The organism is Burkholderia seminalis (genome assembly GCF_001718535.1).
GTDB classification, from domain to species: domain Bacteria; phylum Pseudomonadota; class Gammaproteobacteria; order Burkholderiales; family Burkholderiaceae; genus Burkholderia; species Burkholderia seminalis.
The window spans coordinates 292,255-310,178 of sequence record NZ_CP013399.1; the positions used below are offsets into that span (position 1 = coordinate 292,255).

General features: G+C 68.1%; 15 protein-coding genes. 7 read left to right on the top strand and 8 right to left on the bottom strand.

The features are described from left to right. Positions 1–17 precede the first annotated feature (17 nt). Positions 18–1,550, bottom strand: coding sequence for an FAD-dependent oxidoreductase (locus WJ12_RS17210; RefSeq protein ID WP_034189951.1), 1,533 nt, complete (start codon positions 1,548–1,550; stop codon positions 18–20). Between the two features lie 234 nt (positions 1,551–1,784). Between WJ12_RS17210 and WJ12_RS17215 the strand changes: the two genes are divergently transcribed. After that, entirely contained in the window at positions 1,785–2,945 is a 1,161-nt protein-coding gene (locus tag WJ12_RS17215; RefSeq protein ID WP_059561251.1) for an NAD-dependent formate dehydrogenase, read from the top strand. A 34-nt stretch (positions 2,946–2,979) separates the two neighbouring features. Here the strand turns inward: WJ12_RS17215 and WJ12_RS17220 are convergent, their stop codons facing one another. The 6 genes from WJ12_RS17220 to WJ12_RS17245 form a co-directional block, all read right to left on the bottom strand. Continuing rightward, positions 2,980–4,404, bottom strand: coding sequence for an aminotransferase-like domain-containing protein (locus WJ12_RS17220; RefSeq protein ID WP_059561253.1), 1,425 nt, complete (start codon positions 4,402–4,404; stop codon positions 2,980–2,982). Positions 4,405–4,694: 290 nt separating this feature from the next. Continuing rightward, positions 4,695–4,949 carry a hypothetical protein gene (locus tag WJ12_RS17225; protein WP_059561257.1) on the bottom strand — a complete coding sequence of 85 codons (255 nt, stop codon included), beginning with the start codon at positions 4,947–4,949 and terminating at the stop codon, positions 4,695–4,697. 34 nt (positions 4,950–4,983) lie between these two features. Continuing rightward, positions 4,984–5,439 carry a DUF1269 domain-containing protein gene (locus WJ12_RS17230; protein WP_034190486.1) on the bottom strand — a complete coding sequence of 152 codons (456 nt, stop codon included), beginning with the start codon at positions 5,437–5,439 and terminating at the stop codon, positions 4,984–4,986. 68 nt (positions 5,440–5,507) lie between these two features. Further along, positions 5,508–5,705 (bottom strand): hypothetical protein, encoded by a 198-nt coding sequence (locus tag WJ12_RS17235; protein WP_059561260.1) that lies wholly within the window; start codon positions 5,703–5,705, stop codon positions 5,508–5,510. Between the two features lie 49 nt (positions 5,706–5,754). Beyond that, positions 5,755–6,204, bottom strand: a complete 450-nt coding sequence (locus tag WJ12_RS17240; protein WP_034190488.1) for a phosphate-starvation-inducible protein PsiE — start codon at positions 6,202–6,204, stop codon at positions 5,755–5,757. Continuing rightward, positions 6,201–6,563, bottom strand: coding sequence for a LysR family transcriptional regulator (locus WJ12_RS17245; protein ID WP_034190489.1), 363 nt, complete (start codon positions 6,561–6,563; stop codon positions 6,201–6,203). Before WJ12_RS17245 ends, WJ12_RS17240 begins: the two co-directional genes overlap by 4 nt. Before the next feature lie 376 nt (positions 6,564–6,939). Between WJ12_RS17245 and WJ12_RS17250 the strand changes: the two genes are divergently transcribed. The 5 genes from WJ12_RS17250 (at position 6,940) to WJ12_RS17270 (ending at position 15,059) form a co-directional block, all read left to right on the top strand. Then, a complete protein-coding gene (locus tag WJ12_RS17250) occupies positions 6,940–8,010 on the top strand; it encodes a Dyp-type peroxidase (protein ID WP_034190490.1) in 1,071 nt (356 codons plus the stop codon). Beyond that, positions 8,003–8,818, top strand: coding sequence for a family 1 encapsulin nanocompartment shell protein (locus WJ12_RS17255; RefSeq protein WP_034190491.1), 816 nt, complete (start codon positions 8,003–8,005; stop codon positions 8,816–8,818). The genes WJ12_RS17250 and WJ12_RS17255 overlap by 8 nt, the downstream gene beginning before the upstream one ends. Before the next feature lie 108 nt (positions 8,819–8,926). After that, positions 8,927–9,196 carry a hypothetical protein gene (locus WJ12_RS17260; RefSeq protein WP_049031555.1) on the top strand — a complete coding sequence of 90 codons (270 nt, stop codon included), beginning with the start codon at positions 8,927–8,929 and terminating at the stop codon, positions 9,194–9,196. A 620-nt stretch (positions 9,197–9,816) separates the two neighbouring features. After that, positions 9,817–12,657 carry an ATP-dependent Clp protease ATP-binding subunit gene (locus WJ12_RS17265; protein WP_059561263.1) on the top strand — a complete coding sequence of 947 codons (2,841 nt, stop codon included), beginning with the start codon at positions 9,817–9,819 and terminating at the stop codon, positions 12,655–12,657. Between the two features lie 122 nt (positions 12,658–12,779). Then, positions 12,780–15,059 (top strand): FdhF/YdeP family oxidoreductase, encoded by a 2,280-nt coding sequence (locus WJ12_RS17270; RefSeq protein ID WP_034190493.1) that lies wholly within the window; start codon positions 12,780–12,782, stop codon positions 15,057–15,059. A gap of 100 nt (positions 15,060–15,159) precedes the next feature. Here WJ12_RS17270 and WJ12_RS17275 read toward each other — a convergent pair whose 3' ends face one another. Beyond that, entirely contained in the window at positions 15,160–16,581 is a 1,422-nt protein-coding gene (locus WJ12_RS17275; protein WP_059561265.1) for a purine-cytosine permease family protein, read from the bottom strand. 403 nt (positions 16,582–16,984) lie between these two features. Between WJ12_RS17275 and WJ12_RS17280 the strand changes: the two genes are divergently transcribed. Next, positions 16,985–17,917 (top strand): LysR substrate-binding domain-containing protein, encoded by a 933-nt coding sequence (locus tag WJ12_RS17280; protein WP_034190495.1) that lies wholly within the window; start codon positions 16,985–16,987, stop codon positions 17,915–17,917. Positions 17,918–17,924 lie beyond the last annotated feature (7 nt).

Consider the following 17,924-nt stretch of genomic DNA (forward strand, 5'->3'; position numbering starts at 1 on the left):
GTGTCGTCACGCCGCCGTCACGCGGCTGCAATCTGCTGCTCGAATGCCGCTTCCGCCTTCAGGCTGTCGAGATCGCGGCCGACCGTCACGACCGCGAGCCGCGTGTTGCCGCGCCAGTACGCGATCGAGCAGTCGTGCGCGCCGAGGTCGCCGTCGATCTCGACGCGGTCCCATTGCTCCGCATGCCCGACATAGCGAATCGTCAGGTCGTAATGCTGGCTCCAGAAGAACGGAACCGCGTCGAACGGCCGTTGCTGGCCGAGCATGTTGCGCGCGGCGACGATCCCCTGCCGCTCGGCCACGACCCAGTGCTCGACGCGAATCCGCTCGCCGGTCAGCGGATCGGGCCAGCGCGCGATATCGCCGGCCGCGTAGATGCCGGGCGCGCTCGTCCGAAGGAACCGGTCGACCGTCACGCCGCGTTCGACGGCGAGCCCGGCGTCCTGCGCCAGCGCCACGTTCGGATGCACGCCGATGCCGACCACGACGACATCGGCCGGCAGCACGTCGCCGGTCGACAGCGTCACGCTGTCCTGCGTGATCCGCGCGGGTGTCGCGCCGAGATGGAACACGACGCCGTGCGATTCGTGCAGCGCCTTGATCGTATCGCCGAGCGCGTCGCCGAGCACACGCGCCATCGGACGCGCATCGGGCGCGACGACCTGCACGTCGAGCCCGCGCGTGCGCAACGCGGCCGCCGCCTCGAGACCGATGAAGCTCGCGCCGACCACCACGCAGCGGCGCGCCGTTTTCAGCCTGCCGATCAGCGCGTCGCAATCGGCACGCGAGCGCAGCACGCACACGTGCGGCAGGTCTGCGCCTGGCACCGTCAGCCGGTTCGGCTCGGCGCCCGTCGCGAGCAGCAGCGCACCGTATTCGACGCGGCTGCCGTCGGTCAGCTCGACCGCGTGCCGCGCGGGATCGATCCGCGCGACGCGCGTGCCGCACCGCACGTCGATGCGCCGGTCGGTATAGAACGACGGCGCGCGCAGCGGCAGCCAGTCGGCATCGGCCGTGCCCGCGAGGTAATCCTTCGACAGATTCGGCCGGTCGTACGGCGGATCGCGATCGGCGCTCAACAGCGTGACGGGATGCGGATAGCCTTCCTGCCGCAGCGTCACGGCCGCCGCGATCGCGGCGGCGCCGCCGCCGACGATCACGACCGACGCCGGCAGCCCGGCCGCTTCCGGCGCAGGCGGCACCGGTGCCGGCCGTGCATCGAGCACGACGGCGCGGCCATCGCGGCGTTCGACGCGCCAGCACGGCAGCCCGTCGAGCGCCGGTGCGCGCTGCAGCTCGCCCGTGCGCAGGCAGAACGCCGCGTGATGCCACGGGCAGCGGATCGTGTCGCCCACCAGCAGGCCGTCGGCCAGCGGGGCGCCGTAGTGCGGGCATTGCGCCCCCACGGCATACAGTTCGTCGGCACGGCGCACGAGCAGCACCGCCGCATCGCCGACATGGCCCTCGATCATCGCGCCGTCGGCGATATCGTCGAGCGCGATGCCTGCCGCGAGATCGGGGCGCGAAGACGAATCGTCGCTTGCGCTCATGACGTGGCTCCCGGAAAGTCAGGTAACGATCCCATTATCGACATCCCTCCTGAAAATAACAGGTACAGACGACCTCGCAGCGCACGCAAACGCAGACTGTAGCTTGTGCGCGATCCATGACGGGCGTAGAACGTCACCCACGTTGCGGCGCAACACATCCGCCACGCCGCACACGCGTCGCGCCACCTGCGCAATCCGCGTGCCGCCTCTCTTTCCTCATCAGGAGCGCTTCCGATGGCCACCGTTCTGTGCGTGCTCTACCCCGATCCCGTCGACGGCTATCCGCCGCGCTACGTGCGCGACACGATTCCGGTCGTGACGCGGTACGCGGACGGCCAGACCGCGCCAACGCCGGCCGGCCTGCTCGGCTTCCGGCCCGGCGAACTCGTTGGTTCGGTATCGGGCGCGCTCGGGTTGCGCGATTACATGGAAGCGCACGGTCACACGCTGATCGTCACGAGCGACAAGGACGGCCCCGATTCCGAATTCGAGCGCCGGCTCCCCGAAGCCGACGTGGTGATTTCGCAGCCGTTCTGGCCCGCGTACCTGACGGCCGACCGGATCGCCCGCGCGCCGAAGCTGAAGCTGGCGCTGACGGCCGGGATCGGCTCCGATCATGTCGACCTGGACGCCGCGGCGCGCGCGCACATCACCGTCGCCGAAGTCACCGGCTCGAACAGCATCAGCGTGGCCGAACACGTGGTGATGACGACGCTCGCGCTGGTGCGCAACTACCTGCCGTCGCACGCAGTCGCGCAGCAAGGCGGCTGGAACATCGCCGATTGCGTGTCGCGCAGCTACGACGTCGAGGGGATGCAGTTCGGCACGGTCGGCGCCGGGCGCATCGGGCTTGCGGTACTGCGCAGGCTGAAGCCGTTCGGCCTGCAGCTGCACTACACGCAGCGCCACCGGCTCGACCCGTCGATCGAACAGGAACTCGCGCTCACGTATCACGCCGATCCCGCGTCGCTGGCGAGCGCCGTCGACATCGTCAACCTGCAGATCCCGCTGTACCCGTCGACCGAGCACCTGTTCGACGCGGCGATGATCGCGCGGATGAAACGCGGCGCGTACCTGATCAACACCGCGCGCGCGAAGCTGGTCGACCGCGACGCGGTCGTGAATGCCGTCACGTCCGGGCATCTCGCCGGCTACGGCGGCGACGTGTGGTTTCCGCAGCCGGCGCCGGCCGACCATCCGTGGCGCGCGATGCCCTTCAACGGGATGACGCCGCATATCTCGGGCACGTCGCTGTCCGCGCAGGCGCGTTATGCGGCCGGCACGCTGGAAATCCTGCAATGCTGGTTCGACGGCAAGCCGATCCGCAATGAATACCTGATCGTCGACGGCGGCACGCTCGCGGGCACGGGCGCGCAGTCGTACCGCCTGACATGACGCCGGGCGCGGCGCGCAACGCACGGCGGTACGGTCAGTCGAGACAGTGCGCGGCGAGCTTGCCGACGGTCACGACCGCCTGTTCGATCTCCGGCGACCACGGGCTGCTGTAGTTCAGGCGGATGAAGTTCCGGTAGCTGTCCGCGATCGAGAACATGTAGCCGGGGCCGATCGTGATCCCCTGCTCCAGCGCGAGCTGGTACAGCCGCATCGCATCGACCTGCGCGGGCAGCTCGATCCACAGCACGTAGCCGCCCGCCGGGCTCGAGATGCGCGTGCCCTCCGGAAAGAACCGCGACACCATCGCCCGCATCAGGTTCGCCTGTTGCGCATACGCCTTGCGAATCCGCCGCAGGTGGTGCTCGTAGCCGTCGCGTTCGAGAAACTCCGCGATCGCCAGTTGCGGCAGCGACGGCGTCGCGAGCGTGTTCAGGAACTTCAGCTTCTCGACCTGTTCCCGATAGCGGCCCGGCAGCGCCCAGCCGATCCGGTACGCGGCCGTCAGGCTCTTCGAGAACGACGAGCAATGCAGCACGATGTCATGGCGGTCGAACGATTTCAGCGTGCTGGGATGCATGTTGCCGAAGTACAGTTCGTTGTACACGCCGTTCTCGATGATCGGCAGGTCGGCTTTCGTTGCGAACTCAACCAGTTCGCGCTTGCGCTCGTCGGGCATCTGAAAGCCGAGCGGGTTCTGGAAGTTCGGCATCACCATGCACGCCGCGATCGGCTGCGACTTCGCGATCGCGGCCAGCGCCGCGATGTCGATCCCGTACTCCGGATGCGTCGCGACCTCGATCGCCTTCATCCCCATCCGCTCGATCGCGTGCAGCATCGCGTAGAACGTCGGCGATTCCACCGCGATCGTGTCGCCCGGCTTCGCCACCGCCTGCAGGCACAGGTTGATCGCCTCCGTCGCGCCCACCGTCACGATGATCTCGTTCGGGTCCACCGACATCCCGTTTTCCAGGTAGCGGCGCGCGATCTGCCGAATCAGGCGCGGATGGCCGGGCGGCAGCCCGTCCGTCACGCCCCACAGCGACTTGTCGCGGCCGGCCGCATACGCGTAGCGGTTCAGCTTCTCGAACGGAAACAGGCTCGGGTCCGGATACGGCGAGCCCAGCGGCACCGCGTCGTCCGTGCCGATCGAACGCAGCGTCGACAGCACGAGCCGGCTCACGTCGACCGACGACGAGATCGCGATCGGCTTCGACGGCCGCAGCTCGCGCACCGGCGCGTGGCCGTCGTCGCGGCGCAGGTTCACGAAATAGCCCGACTGCGGCCGGCTTTCCAGCAGCCCGCGGCTTTCCAGCAGCAGATACGCGTGCAGCACGGTCGTGATGCTGATCCGGTGCTGCTGGCTCGCCTGCCGCACCGACGGCACACGATCGCCGTGTCGATATACGCCCTGCCGGATGAGTCGCTCTACGTCGTTTGCAAATTTCTCGTAGAGCTTCATCCGCCTCGCCCCGCCAGCGGTGAACCGGCCGGCGACGCATCGGCGGCATGGCCGCGCCGATGCACGAAGCCGGATAGCGGCGCCGGGGAGCGGGTATCCCGGTTCGAACCTCGTCCGTTATCGAAATTGAAGGCGGATAGCAATGCGAATCTCATCAAGACAAGGTTCGGCATGCTACTGCGTCATTTCGACGAATGTAAGTGACAGTTTGGCGAGGAAACGCCAAATCCGGCCGGCGTGGTGAACAGATTCACACGCGACGGCGCGGGCCCGCGCAGGCCCGCGTGCCCTCACGCGTCGTCGACGTTGTCCGCGTAGTGGTCGATCGCGACCTTGCACTCGTCGAACACCACCGTCAGCAGCGCGATGTCGTTCGACTCGACCCACTTGCGGATCTGCAGGAACTGGCCCGTGCCGAGATCGGCGAGGCGGGCCGGATCGTCGGTCGTCACGTCGACGGTCGCGATCGCGCGGTTGCCGTTGCCGGGCAGCGGCACGAGCGTCGCGGCGATGTCGAAGCGCCGGTAGGATTGATCGATGCGCATGCGGTTCTCCCGAATCGGTTCGAAAAAGGCGCGCTCAACCGAGCGCCTGACGGAAGACCTTGCCGCCGAATCCCGTCACGACGTTGTCGACCGAAAACGGCGTGTCTTCCTTCGCCTCGACGATGACCGCGACGCTGCCGGGCGCGAGCCGCGCGGCCACCGTCTCGACGAAGCTGCCGTCGAGCAGCGCATTGCCGGCCGCATCGGCGAGGATGCCAGCACCCGCGCCTGCGGCCATGCCCGTGACCACGCCGAGCGGCCCGGCAAGCAGGCCGAGCAGGCCGCCCGCGATCGCACCGATCACGCCGCCCTTGAACGGCCGGGATTCGGCCGCGAGCACCGCAAGCTTGCCGGCCGCGTCCTTCTCGACGACGACGCCGTTCTCGATGTGGAATCCTTCGTTCTTCTCCGACAGCGCCTCGAAATCGTTCGCGGCCTGGCGGGCCGTGTCGACGCTGCCGAACACGGCGACGATCAGTTGCCTGGTCATTCGAACCCTCGCTCGGTTGGATGATCGGAAATGGCCGCCGCCCCGCGTGCGGCACGCCGGAATTCGCTTCAGATGCCGGTTGCCGCGACGCGCGCACCAACTGCATCGGCGTACGCGTGCGCGGCCGCCTGCTGCAGCGCCGCGACGGCCGGCGCGCGCGCGCGTGCCGGGTCGGCATCGTACGCGTCGCGCGCCAGGCGGTACGCGTGCGACGCCGCGTGCTGCCGTTCGATCGCCTGTTTCGTGTCGACGTTCTGCGTGTTCATGCGGCGTCCTCCTGCGGAGACGGTGCGTTGATCGGTAGCTGGCGGCCCTTCACCTGCGCGCATGGACGTCGTCCTCGACATCGTCGACGTCGGCCGGGAAACGATGCTGACCGAAACTCAGGATCAGCACGCCGACCGCGAGCAGCACGATGCCGAAGGTCGTCATCAGCATCCGCTCGGGGCTGTCGGTCGCGCCGCGCAGGATCAGGTCGCGCGCGAGCGACGTCATCGCAATGAACAGCGGAAACCGCACGGGCAGCCGGCCGAGCCGCAGGTAACGCACGTCCATCGCGAGCACTTCGAGATACAGGAACATCAGCAGCAGGTCGGTCAGCGACACCTCGCCCGCGAGCACGACCTTCCACGCTTCCTGCACCATCGCGAATGCGGTCGCGAGGCCGATCACGATCAGCCCGGCCAGCTCGGCCGCGTGAAGAAAATGACCGAAGCGGCGGCGGATGCGCTCGGATGGCGAACGGGACAGGGCGGACGTATTCAAGGCGACAGTCGGTGTGATGAAGCGTGGGTGGCGCCGGGCGGCGGCAAATCGGAGCAACGCGCGGGGCGATGCGCGCCGTCACGCGCCTGCGGCGCCTGCGGCGGACGAGCCGCGCCGGTCGCCTGCTCGACCGCGGACAGCGTGCGGCGGCAGCACACGTGGAACGCGTCGCCCGCGTCGGTGCAGGCGACGTCGCCGGGTTCGCGGCACAGCAGCAGCCGGCAGCCGAGATAACGTTCGAGCGAGTCGAGCCGGTCGCGCACCTGCGCCTCGCGCAACTGCAGGTCGGCCGCGGCGCCGGACAGCCCGCCGTGCTCGACCACGGCGACAAACACGCGCATCGCTTCCAGCAGGTTCATGATGACGCTCCTCGTCGGCGGCGTAGCGGGACCTAATCTACTGCACGCGGCACGCACGCTCAAGAGCACAGCGCCGCGGGCGCCAGGAGTACAGCTGCGCGGGCAGCGCGCAAATTCCGTCCCCGTTTGACGCATTCGAATGACAGATTGTCGATACGTGTTCCAAAGACCCGCCGAAGCTGCTAGATTGCATGCTCGACGACGTTACGCGGTGCGGGCAGGTCACGCGCCGGGCGGCCGGCCGCCGCTGCCGCGGCCCGTTGCGCGATGCCCGCGCAACGTCCTTCATCCGCATGTCACACAGAGAACAGTCGCATGACACAGTTCAACCGTTCGCCTTCGCGCGCCGCGGCACCCGCGGCCCGTCCGTCCCGACATGACTGACCGGCAGGCCGCGATGCAGACTACCCCTCCCCCCCTCTCCCAGGCCGTTCACAGCACGGTCACGCGCAGCGCGATCTTCCTCGTGGCGACGGTCAACCCCGGTGCCGATCACGCCGACACGATCCGGTCGTGGTGCGGCGACATCGCCGCGCTCGTGCGCTCGGTCGGCAAGCGCGTGCCGGGCGGCAACCTCACGTGCGTCTGCGGTTTCGGCGCCGACGCATGGGATGCGCTGTTCGGCGATCCGCGTCCCGCGTCGCTGCATCCGTTCCGCGAATTCGGCGCCGGCCAGCGCGTCGCGGTCGCGACGCCCGGCGACATCCTGCTGCACATCCGCGCCGAAGCGATGGACCTGTGCTTCGAACTCGCGACGCAACTGCTCGGCGCGCTCGGCGATGCGGTGACCGTCGTCGACGAGGTGCACGGTTTCCGCAATTTCGACCAGCGCGCGATGATCGGCTTCGTCGACGGCACCGAGAACCCGGAGGGCCGCGAAGCGGTCGACTTCACGGTGATCGGCGACGAGGATGCCGAATTCACCGGCGGCAGCTACGTGATCGTGCAGAAGTACCTGCACGACATGGCCGGCTGGAACGCGCTCGCGGTCGAAACGCAGGAGCGCATCATCGGCCGCACCAAACTGGCCGACATCGAGCTCGCGCCGGACGTGAAGCCGTCGTGCTCGCACAGCTCGCTGACGACGCTCGACGAAAACGGCCAGGAAGTGAAGATCCTGCGCGACAACATGCCGTTCGGGCGCCCGGGCGCCGGCGAATTCGGCACTTATTTCATCGGCTATGCGCGCTCGCCGGCGCCGATCGAGCAGATGCTCGAGAATATGTTCGTCGGCCGCCCGCCCGGCAACTACGACCGCCTGCTCGACTACAGCCGCGCGGTCACCGGCTCGCTGTTCTTCGTGCCGTCGGCCGACCTGCTCGAGGCGCTCGCGGACCGCGCGGCCCCGGCCGCCGACGCCGCGCCGCCGGAATCCACGCCGTCCGCGCCGCGTCGCGACGGCTCGCTGAACATCGGCTCGCTGAAAGGAACCCCGACCTATGAATAACCTGCACCGCGAACTCGCCCCGATCTCGTCGTCCGCCTGGGAACAAATCGAGGAGGAAGTGGCGCGCACCTTCAAGCGATCGGTGGCCGGCCGCCGCGTGGTCGACGTCGACGGGCCCGAAGGCCCCGAGCTGTCGGCCGTCGGCACCGGGCACCTGCTGGAGGTCACCGCACCGCGCGAGCACGTGAATGCGCGGCTGCGCGAAGTGCGCACGATCGTCGAGCTGACGGTGCCGTTCGAACTGAGCCGCGCAGCGATCGACAGCGTCGAGCGCGGCGCGCGCGACGCCGACTGGCAACCGGCGAAGGAAGCCGCGCAGCGGCTCGCGTTCGCCGAAGACAACGCGATTTTCGACGGCTATCCGGCCGCCGGGATCGTCGGCATCCGCGAAGGCACGTCGAACCGCAAGCTCACGCTGCCGGCGGACGTCAGCGCGTATCCGGACGCGATCAGCGACGCGCTCGAGGCGCTGCGCCTCGCGGGCGTCGACGGCCCGTACTCGGTCGTGCTCGGCTCGGACGCCTATACCGCGCTCAGCGAGGCGCGCGACCAGGGCTATCCGGTCCTCGGCCATATCAAACGCATCGTCAGCGGCGAGATCATCTGGGCGCCGGCGATCAGCGGCGGCTGCGTGCTGTCCACGCGCGGCGGCGATTACGAGTTGCACCTCGGGGAAGACGTATCGATCGGCTACACGAGCCACACCGACAAGGCCGTCCGCCTGTACCTGCGCGAAACGTTCACGTTCCTGATGCTGACGAGCGAGGCATCGGTGGCCGTGGCGCCGCAGGGCAACACGGCGGCCTGAGCCCGGTTGCCCGCGCGCGACGGCCCGAGCCCGGGCGTTGCGCGCAACCGGCCGCGCCGCCGGCCGCATGTTCGTCGCCGATCGAGCCCATCCCGCATGGAGATTGTCATGAGCGATACGAATGATGCACTGCAGGCGCTGCAAGCGTCGGTCGATACGCTGAAGCAGGCCGTCGACGCGAACGCGGGCAGCCAGGCCGGCGACACCGCCGTGCTGTTTACCGTCGTCTCACTGATGCTGGCCGAGTTGCCGCCCGACACGCGCAACCTGATCGAGGATTCGTTCTCCGTCTGGGCCAATGGTCTGCCGAATGCGGCACTGTCGGCCGACGTGAAGCAGATCGCGCGGCAGCGACTTGCGATGAATCTGTCCGACTGATCGCGTTTCGACACGGTTGCGCCCTGTCCGGCGCGCCCCGTGCAACCCGCCCTCGTCCTCGGTTCCCGTGCACGCACCGGCTGCGGCGTGCGCGCGGTCGGCCGTAACCGGTTCGCGCACGCTCGCGCTGCGGCATCCGCGCTGCGTCCCGTCTTCCGTATCGCCGGCCGTTTGCCGGCCGCCAGCCCCCTGCGCGCCGATGTCGCACCGTGCGGCGTCCGCGCGCCCCCGCTTCCCGTGTCCGGCCATCGCGCGCTGCGCCCGCCGCGCACGCCCGTGCCGCCGTGCGCGCGCCCGTCTGTACTCCTTCCCGCCGACGCGCGCCGCCATGTGAGGGTGCAATTCACGGCCGGTCCGGCGTGGAACTGTGTCTTGGATGGCCCCCGCCGATTCGCTATTTTGAACGCAGTCGAAGCGATGCCGTGGGCTCCTCGCAGCACTCGCGTTTCCTGCCCCGACCGCGACCGTGCGCCACGCCGGCGCGCGCTGCGCGACCGCCCGGGCGCGGCACGCGCGCCGCCGCGCCGCGCGTCGTGCGAGCGCGGTCGGGACACGCGAGCGCCGCACCGCATCGGGACTTCACCCTTCGACCCACCTTCACAGACAGGAGCCAGACCACCATGCCCGCACTTTGCGATATCTGTCACGCCCGGCCGGCCGTCGCGCGCGCAACCGTGATGCAGGACGGCGAGCGCAAGACGATTTCGATCTGCGATTACCACTTCCGTCAGCTGATGCGGCATCAGAGCATGCTGAACCCGTTCGATTCGCTGCTGGGCGGTGGCGGCCCGTCTTCGCTGTTCGGCGGGCTCGGCGACGAATCGCCGCTCGCCGCCGAGATTCCGCGCGAATCGGTCGACCCGACCGACGCGTTCAGCGAACAGACGCTCGAACTGCTGCAGCGCGCGGCCGAGAAGGCACACGAGCTGCGCCGCAGCGAACTCGACTCCGAACACCTGCTGTACGCACTCGCGGACACCGACGTGTGCGCCGCGCTGCTGAAGGAACTGAAGCTGTCGCCGCAGGACATCCGGTCGTATATCGACGAGCATGCGCACACCGGCACGGCCGACCCCGATGCGCCGCTCGACAAGCTGTCGATCTCGCCGCGCGTGAAGAAAGCCGTGCAGTACGCGTTCCAGGCGTCGCGCGATCTCGGCCACTCGTACATCGGCCCCGAGCACCTGTTGATCGGGCTCGCATCGGTGCCGGACAGCGTCGCCGGCACGCTGCTGAAGAAATACGGCGTGACGCCCGAGGCGCTGCGCCAGAAAGTCGTGAAGGTGGTCGGCAAGGGCGCCGAGGACGGCCGCGTCGACGCGCCGACCGGCACGCCGAACCTCGACAAGTTCGGCCGCGACCTCACCGCGATCGCGCGCCAGGGCAAGCTCGACCCGGTGCTCGGCCGCGCGCAGGAAATCGAAAGCACGATCGAGGTGCTCGCGCGCCGCAAGAAGAACAATCCGGTGCTGATCGGCGAGCCGGGCGTCGGCAAGACGGCGATCGTCGAAGGGCTGGCGCAGCGGATCGTCAACGGCGACGTGCCCGAAGTGCTGCGCGACAAGCGGCTCGTCGAAGTCAACATCAACTCGATGGTGGCCGGCGCGAAGTACCGCGGCGAATTCGAGGAGCGCGCGAAGCAGCTGATCGACGAAGTGACTGCGAAGCAGGACGAACTGATCCTGTTCATCGACGAGCTGCACACGATCGTCGGCGCGGGCCAGGGCGGCGGCGAAGGCGGCCTCGACATCGCCAACGTGCTGAAGCCCGCGCTCGCGCGCGGCGAGCTGAGCCTGATCGGCGCGACGACGCTCAACGAATACCAGAAGTACATCGAAAAAGACGCCGCGCTGGAGCGGCGCTTCCAGCCCGTGTTCGTGCCGGAGCCGAGCGTCGAGCAGACGATCGTGATCCTGCGCGGGCTGCGCGACAGCCTCGAGGCGCACCACCAGGTGACGTTCGCCGACGACGCGTTCGTCGCGGCCGCCGAATTCGCCGACCGCTACATCACGTCGCGTTTCCTGCCCGACAAGGCGATCGACCTGATCGACCAGGCCGCCGCGCGCGTGCGGATCGGCGCGACATCGCGCCCGGTCGACATCCAGGAAGGCGAGGCGCAGATCGCGCAACTGAAGCGCGAGCAGGACTACGCGACGTCGCGCAAGCGCTTCGACGAAGCGAAGCAGTTCGAGGAGCAGATCAACGCGAAGCAGAAGTCCGTCGACGAGAAGATGGAGGCGTGGCAGCGCAAGACCGGCTCCGAGACGCTCGAAGTGACCGTCGAATCGGTAGCCGAGGTCGTGTCGCGGCTGACCGGCATCCCCGTATCCGAGCTGACGCAGGAAGAACGCCAGAAGCTGCTGAAGATAGAAGAACAGCTGCGCGAACGCGTGGTCGGCCAGAGCGATGCGGTCGTCGCCGTCAGCGACGCCGTGCGGCTGTCGCGCGCGGGGCTCGGCCAGACGCACCGGCCGATCGCGACGTTCCTGTTCCTCGGGCCGACGGGCGTCGGCAAGACCGAACTCGCGAAAGCGCTGGCCGAGACCGTGTTCGGCGACGAGCAGGCGATCATCCGCATCGACATGTCCGAGTACATGGAGCGGCACGCGGTTGCCCGGCTGATCGGCGCGCCGCCCGGCTACGTCGGCTACGACGAAGGCGGCCAGCTCACCGAGCGCGTGCGGCGGCGCCCGTACAGCGTGATCCTGCTCGACGAGATCGAGAAGGCGCATCCCGACGTCTACAACGTGCTGCTGCAGGTGTTCGACGACGGCCGGCTGACCGACGGCAAGGGCCGCGTGGTCGATTTCAGCAACACGATCATCATCGCGACCAGCAATCTCGGCGCGGCGATCATCATGGACAACCTCACGCAGCCGGAAGCCGCGCGCAAGACCGACAAGGCGATCCGCGAGGAACTGATGCAGGTGCTGAAGGGCCATTTCCGGCCCGAGTTCCTGAACCGGATCGACGAGGTGATCGTCTTCCACGCGCTGTCGAAGGACAACATCCGCGCGATCGTGCAGATCCAGCTCGACCGCGTGGTGCGTACGGCCGCCGCGCAGGACATCACGCTCGTGATGGGCGGCTCGCTCGTCGACCACCTGACCGAAGTCGGCTACCAGCCGGAATTCGGCGCGCGCGAGCTGAAGCGCCAGATCCGCCAGACCATCGAGACGCGGCTCGCGAAGGAGATCCTCGCCGACCGGCTGAAATCGGGCGACACCTGCGAGGTCGACTACGACAAGGACAGCGACGAAGTGAAGTTCAACAAGCTCGCCGCGCCGGAAGCGAAGGACAAGAAGGACGCCGGGAAGGACGCGGACGGCAAGGCCAGGCCGAACGGCAAGGCCGCCCAGGCATCCGGTGACGCGAAGGCGGACGACACGCCCGCCGACGCGCCGCCGCCCGCGGCGAAGTCGGGCAAGAAGTCGTCCGGCGCGAAGAAGGACGCACATTAAAAAAACGCGTACCCGGCAGACCGGGCACGCATGACCGGCTCCGTCCGCGGGACGGAGCCGCCCCACGCCGCGACACGGCGCAACCGAGCCACCCGTAGCGGGCCCGGCTCTTGGAGATTCACATGACAAATCGACGCGAAGTGCCAGGCATCAGGAAATACGATGGGCCCGCCGGCGGTTGGGGCGCGCTTCGCGCGACAGCCGATGCGGTGCGTACGCAGATGGAAACCATCGAGGCGCCGATCGTGCTGATGCGGACCAACCAGCCCGACGGCTTCGACTGCCCCGGCTGTGCGTGGCCCGACAAGGAACACAAGTCGACGTTCCAGTTCTGCGAGAACGGCGCGAAGGCCGTCACGTGGGAAGCGACGACCAAGCGCGTGACGCCCGAGTTCTTCGCGGCGAACACCGTATCGTCGCTGCTGCGCATGTCGGACTACGAACTGGAGGACATGGGGCGACTCACGCATCCGCTCGTCTACGACCGCGCGAGCGACACGTTCCGCGCGATCGAATGGGACGACGCGTTCGCGCGCATCGGCGAAGTGCTGCGCGCGCTGCCGCCCGAGCAGGTCGAGTTCTACACGTCGGGCCGCGCGTCGAACGAAGCCGCGTACCTGTACCAGCTGTTCGCGCGCGAGCTCGGCACCAACAACTTCCCCGACTGCTCGAACATGTGCCACGAGCCGACCAGCGTCGGCCTGCCGCAGTCGATCGGCATCGGCAAGGGCACGGTGTCGCTGGAGGATTTCGACCACTGCGAGCTGATCATCTCGATCGGCCACAACCCCGGCACGAACCACCCGCGGATGATGGGCACGCTGCACGAGTGCGCGCGCCGCAACGTACCGATCATCGTGTTCAACCCGCTGCGCGAACGCGCGCTCGAACGCTTCGCCGATCCGCAGGACATGATCGAGATGGCGTCGTTCGGCTCGACGCGTATCGCGTCGACGTACTACCAGGTCGACGCGGGCGGCGACGCGGCCGCGCTGAAGGGCATCATGAAGGCGCTGCTGAAGCTCGAAGCCGAGCAAGGCAACGTGCTCGACCGCGATTTCATCGCGCAGCACACCAACGGCTTCGACGCGTTCTCGGCCGACCTCGAGGCCACGTCGTGGGACGACATCGAACGCGCGAGCGGCCTCAGCCAGGCACAGCTCGAACAGGTCGCGCTCGCGTACGCGAAGTCGAACGCGACGATCGTCACGTACGGCATGGGCGTCACGCAGCACAACAAGGGCACCGCGACCGTCCGCCTGATCGCCGACCTGCTGCTGATGCGCGGCAACATCGGCAAGCCTGGCGCCGGCGTATGCCCGCTGCGCGGCCATTCGAACGTGCAGGGCAACCGCACGGTCGGCATCACCGAGAAGCCGTCGGCCGAGTTCCTGAAGAAGATCGAGGACGTGTGCGGCTTCACGCCGCCCGCGCATCACGGGCACGACGCCGTGCAGGCGATGCAGGCGATGATCGACGGCACCGCGAAGGCGCTGCTGTGCCTCGGCGGCAATTTCGCGGTCGCGCTGCCCGATCCCGAGCTGTCGTTCCCGGCGATGGCGAAGCTCGACCTGAGCGTGCATCTCGGGACGAAACTGAACCGTTCGCACCTGCTGGTCGGCAAGGAAACCTTCATCCTGCCGGTGCTCGGCCGCACCGAGCTCGACATGCAGGCGACCGGCCGCCAGTCGATCACCGTCGAGGATTCGATGTCGATGGTCCACGCGTCGGCCGGCAAGCTCAAGCCGGCATCCGACCAGTTGCGCTCGGAGCCCGCGATCGTCGCGGGAATCGCGCATGCGACGCTGCCGAACAGCAAGGTCGCATGGCTCGACCTGATCGCCGACTACGACCGCATCCGCGACCTGATCGACCGCACGGTGCCCGGCTTCGAGGCGTTCAACGAGCGCATCCGCACGCCGGGCGGCTTCCGCCTGCCGCTGCCGCCCACCGAGCGCGTGTGGCCGACGCCGACCGGCAAGGCGATGTTCTCGGTCTACAAGGGAGTGAAGGAGGACGCGGACGTGCTCGGCGCCGAGCAGGTGCTGCGGCTGATCACGCTGCGCAGCCACGACCAGTACAACACGACGATCTACGGGCTCGACGACCGCTATCGCGGCGTGTTCGGGCGACGCGACGTGCTGTTCATGAACGTGGCCGACCTCGCGAAGTACGGGCTCGAGCACGGCGACCTCGTCGACATCGAGACGATCACCGCGTCGGGCCGCACGCTGCGCCTCGAGAAGATCACCGCGATCGAGTACGACATCGCGCCGGGCTCGGTCGGCGCGTACTACCCGGAAGCGAACGTGCTCGTGCCGCTCGACTACATCGACAAGGAAAGCGGCACGCCGTCATACAAGTCGGTGCCGGTGCGCGTCGTGCGCTCGGCCGTCGTTTGACGGACCGGCAGGCGGGCGGTGCATCGTTCACCGCGCGCCTGCCCGATCCCTGCCACCGGCCGCCGCGCGCCGCAACCCGGGCGGCGGCCCTCCTCGCCTTTCAGCGCGCTGCCGTCGGCGGCAGGTGCGCCGCACCCTGCCGGCGCCGATACGCGCTGTCGCGCGTCGCGAGCCAGTAGTACAGCGGCGAGGTCAGCAGCAGCCCCACGAGCCACGACAGGTCCGCACCGCCCAGGTGCGCGGGAATCGGGCCCGCGTACATCGGCGTGTTCATGAACGGAATCTGCACGAGGATGCCGATCGCATACGCGAGCAGCGCCTGCGGATTGAAACGGCCGTAGATCCCGCCGTCCACCCTGAAGATCGACTGGATGTCGTACTTGCCCTTGTGGATCACGTAGAAGTCGATCAGGTTGATCGCCGTCCACGGCACCAGCACGACCAGCAGCGCGAGCACGAGATCGACGAGGTTGCCGACGAAGTTCGTCGACGCGCCGATCGCCGCGTAGCAGCAAGCGACGAAGATCACGACCGACACCACCGCGCGCGCCTTCGCGGTCGGAATCCACTTGTACGCGAACGTCTGCACCGACGTGATGACCGCGAGCACCGCGCCGTACAGGTTCAGCGCGTTGTGGCTGATCACGCTCAGCAGGAACAGCACGAGCATCAGCGGGCCGAGCGGGCCCGTCGCCTGCTTGACGGCGTCCATCGTGTCCGCGCCGGCCGGCACCGCGAGCACCGCGACCGCGCCGAAGATGAACGCGAGCGTCGAGCCGATCGTGCAGCCGAGATAGGTCGCCCAGAACGTCGACGCGACGCCGACGTTCTCCGGCAGATAACGCGAATAGTCCGACACGTACGGCGCGAACGCGATCTGCCACAACGCCGACAGCGACACCGTCGCGAGCCAGCCCGCGAAGTCGAAGCCGCCGCGCGTCAGGAAATCGTCGGTCGTCACGTGCGAGAGGATCATCCAGAAGCCGACGAAGATGCCGATGCCGAGCACCCACGTGCCGATGCGGTTCAGGATGTGGATGAACCGGTAGCCGACGATCCCGATCAGCCCGGAGCCCACCGCGCCGATCACGATGCCGACGGGCACCGGCACCGACGCCGCGATGCCGTGTACCGACTTGCCGGCCAGCACGATGTTCGACGCGAAGAAGCCGACGTACATCACGGCCGCGATCACCGTGACGAGCAGCGCGCCCCACGAGCCGAACTGCGCGCGGCTCTGGATCATCTGCGGGATGCCCATCTGCGGCCCCTGCGCCGAGTGCAGCGCCATCAGCACGCCGCCGACGGCCTGGCCGACGACGATCGCGACGATGGCCCACATCAGGTTCAGGTGGAACATCTGCACGCCGAGCGCACCCGTCACGATCGGCAGCGGCGCGATGTTGCCGCCGAACCAGAGCGTGAACAGGTCGCGCACCTTGCCGTGGCGCTCTGCGGGCGGCACATAGCCGATCGTGTGCTTCTCTATCATCGGGGACGCATTGCGTTCCGCGTTCGTCATGGTCAAGTCTCCTGTCCTGCGCGCCGATGCGCGCGTGCCGTTTCCGCCGGCGCGCGTCGGGGTGCGCGCCTGCAATCGGGTCCGGATACGCGAGCGGCGACGCGCCGCGTGCATGCGCGGCGGCATCGAACGAAGCGGACGAGGCACGCCTGCGGGGACGGATGACATGTCCCGCCGGCGTGGGCGCGGCCGCTTCGCGAGCGTCGTGATCCAGGTTGGAGACGATGGTGCGCCACGACCGTCGCGGCCGGAAAATACTAAAAATATTTCCGCGACATACGAAAAAGCTCTGCAGCGGAAATTCCGGCGCCGAACGACTTCGGGTAAGGTGCCAGGGTCTGTTTCCCCATGGAACGCGCATGCGCCCGCGGCGGCACGCCGGGGCCGGGCATCAGAGGTGCTTGTGGCTCACTACACTTTGCGGCAACTGAAATACTTCATCACGACGGTCGAATCCGGCAGCGTCGCCGAAGCCTCGCGTCAGCTCTTCATCGCGCAGCCGTCGATTTCCAGCGCGATCAAGGGGCTGGAGGAAAGCTTCGGCGTGAAGCTGTTCATCCGCCATCACGCGCAAGGCGTGTCGCTGACGCCGTCCGGCACGCGCTTCTACCGGAAAGCGCAGGAGCTGCTGCGCATCGCGCACGAATTCGAACAGAACGCACTCGCCGACAACGACGTGATTACCGGGCAGATCGACATCGGCTGCTTCGAGACGGTCGCGCCGCTCTACCTGCCGCAATTGATCGCGGGCTTTCGCGAGCGCTACCCGGGCGTGAACATCCGGCTGCGCGACGGCGACCAGCAGGAACTCGTGCAGGGCCTGACGTCCGGCACGTTCGATCTCGCCCTCATGTACGACCACGATCTCGACGGCACGATCGAGACCGAACCGTTGATGCCGCCGCAACAGCCGTACGTGCTGCTGCCGGAGAACCATCGGTTCGCCGGCCAGGCGCACGTGTCGCTGCGCGACCTGTGCGTCGAGCCGATGATCCTGCTCGACGTGCAGCCCAGCCGCACGTATTTCGTCAGCCTGTTCCATGAACTCGGCCTCACGCCGAACATCGTGTTCGGCTCGCCGTCGATCGAGATGGTGCGCGGCATGGTCGGCCAGGGATTCGGCTTCTCGCTGCTCGTCACGCGCCCGCATTCCGAATACACGTACGACGGCCAGCGCGTCGTGACGATCGGCCTCAGCGAAACGGTGAGCCCGTCGGGGCTCGTGAGCGCACGGCTGAAGCGGGGACAGCTCACGAAGCAGGCGCAGTCGTTCGTCGATTTCTGCCGTGAACGGCTCGCGCGAATCGTCGCGGAATCGGCGCGACAAGGAACGTGAAGCGCAC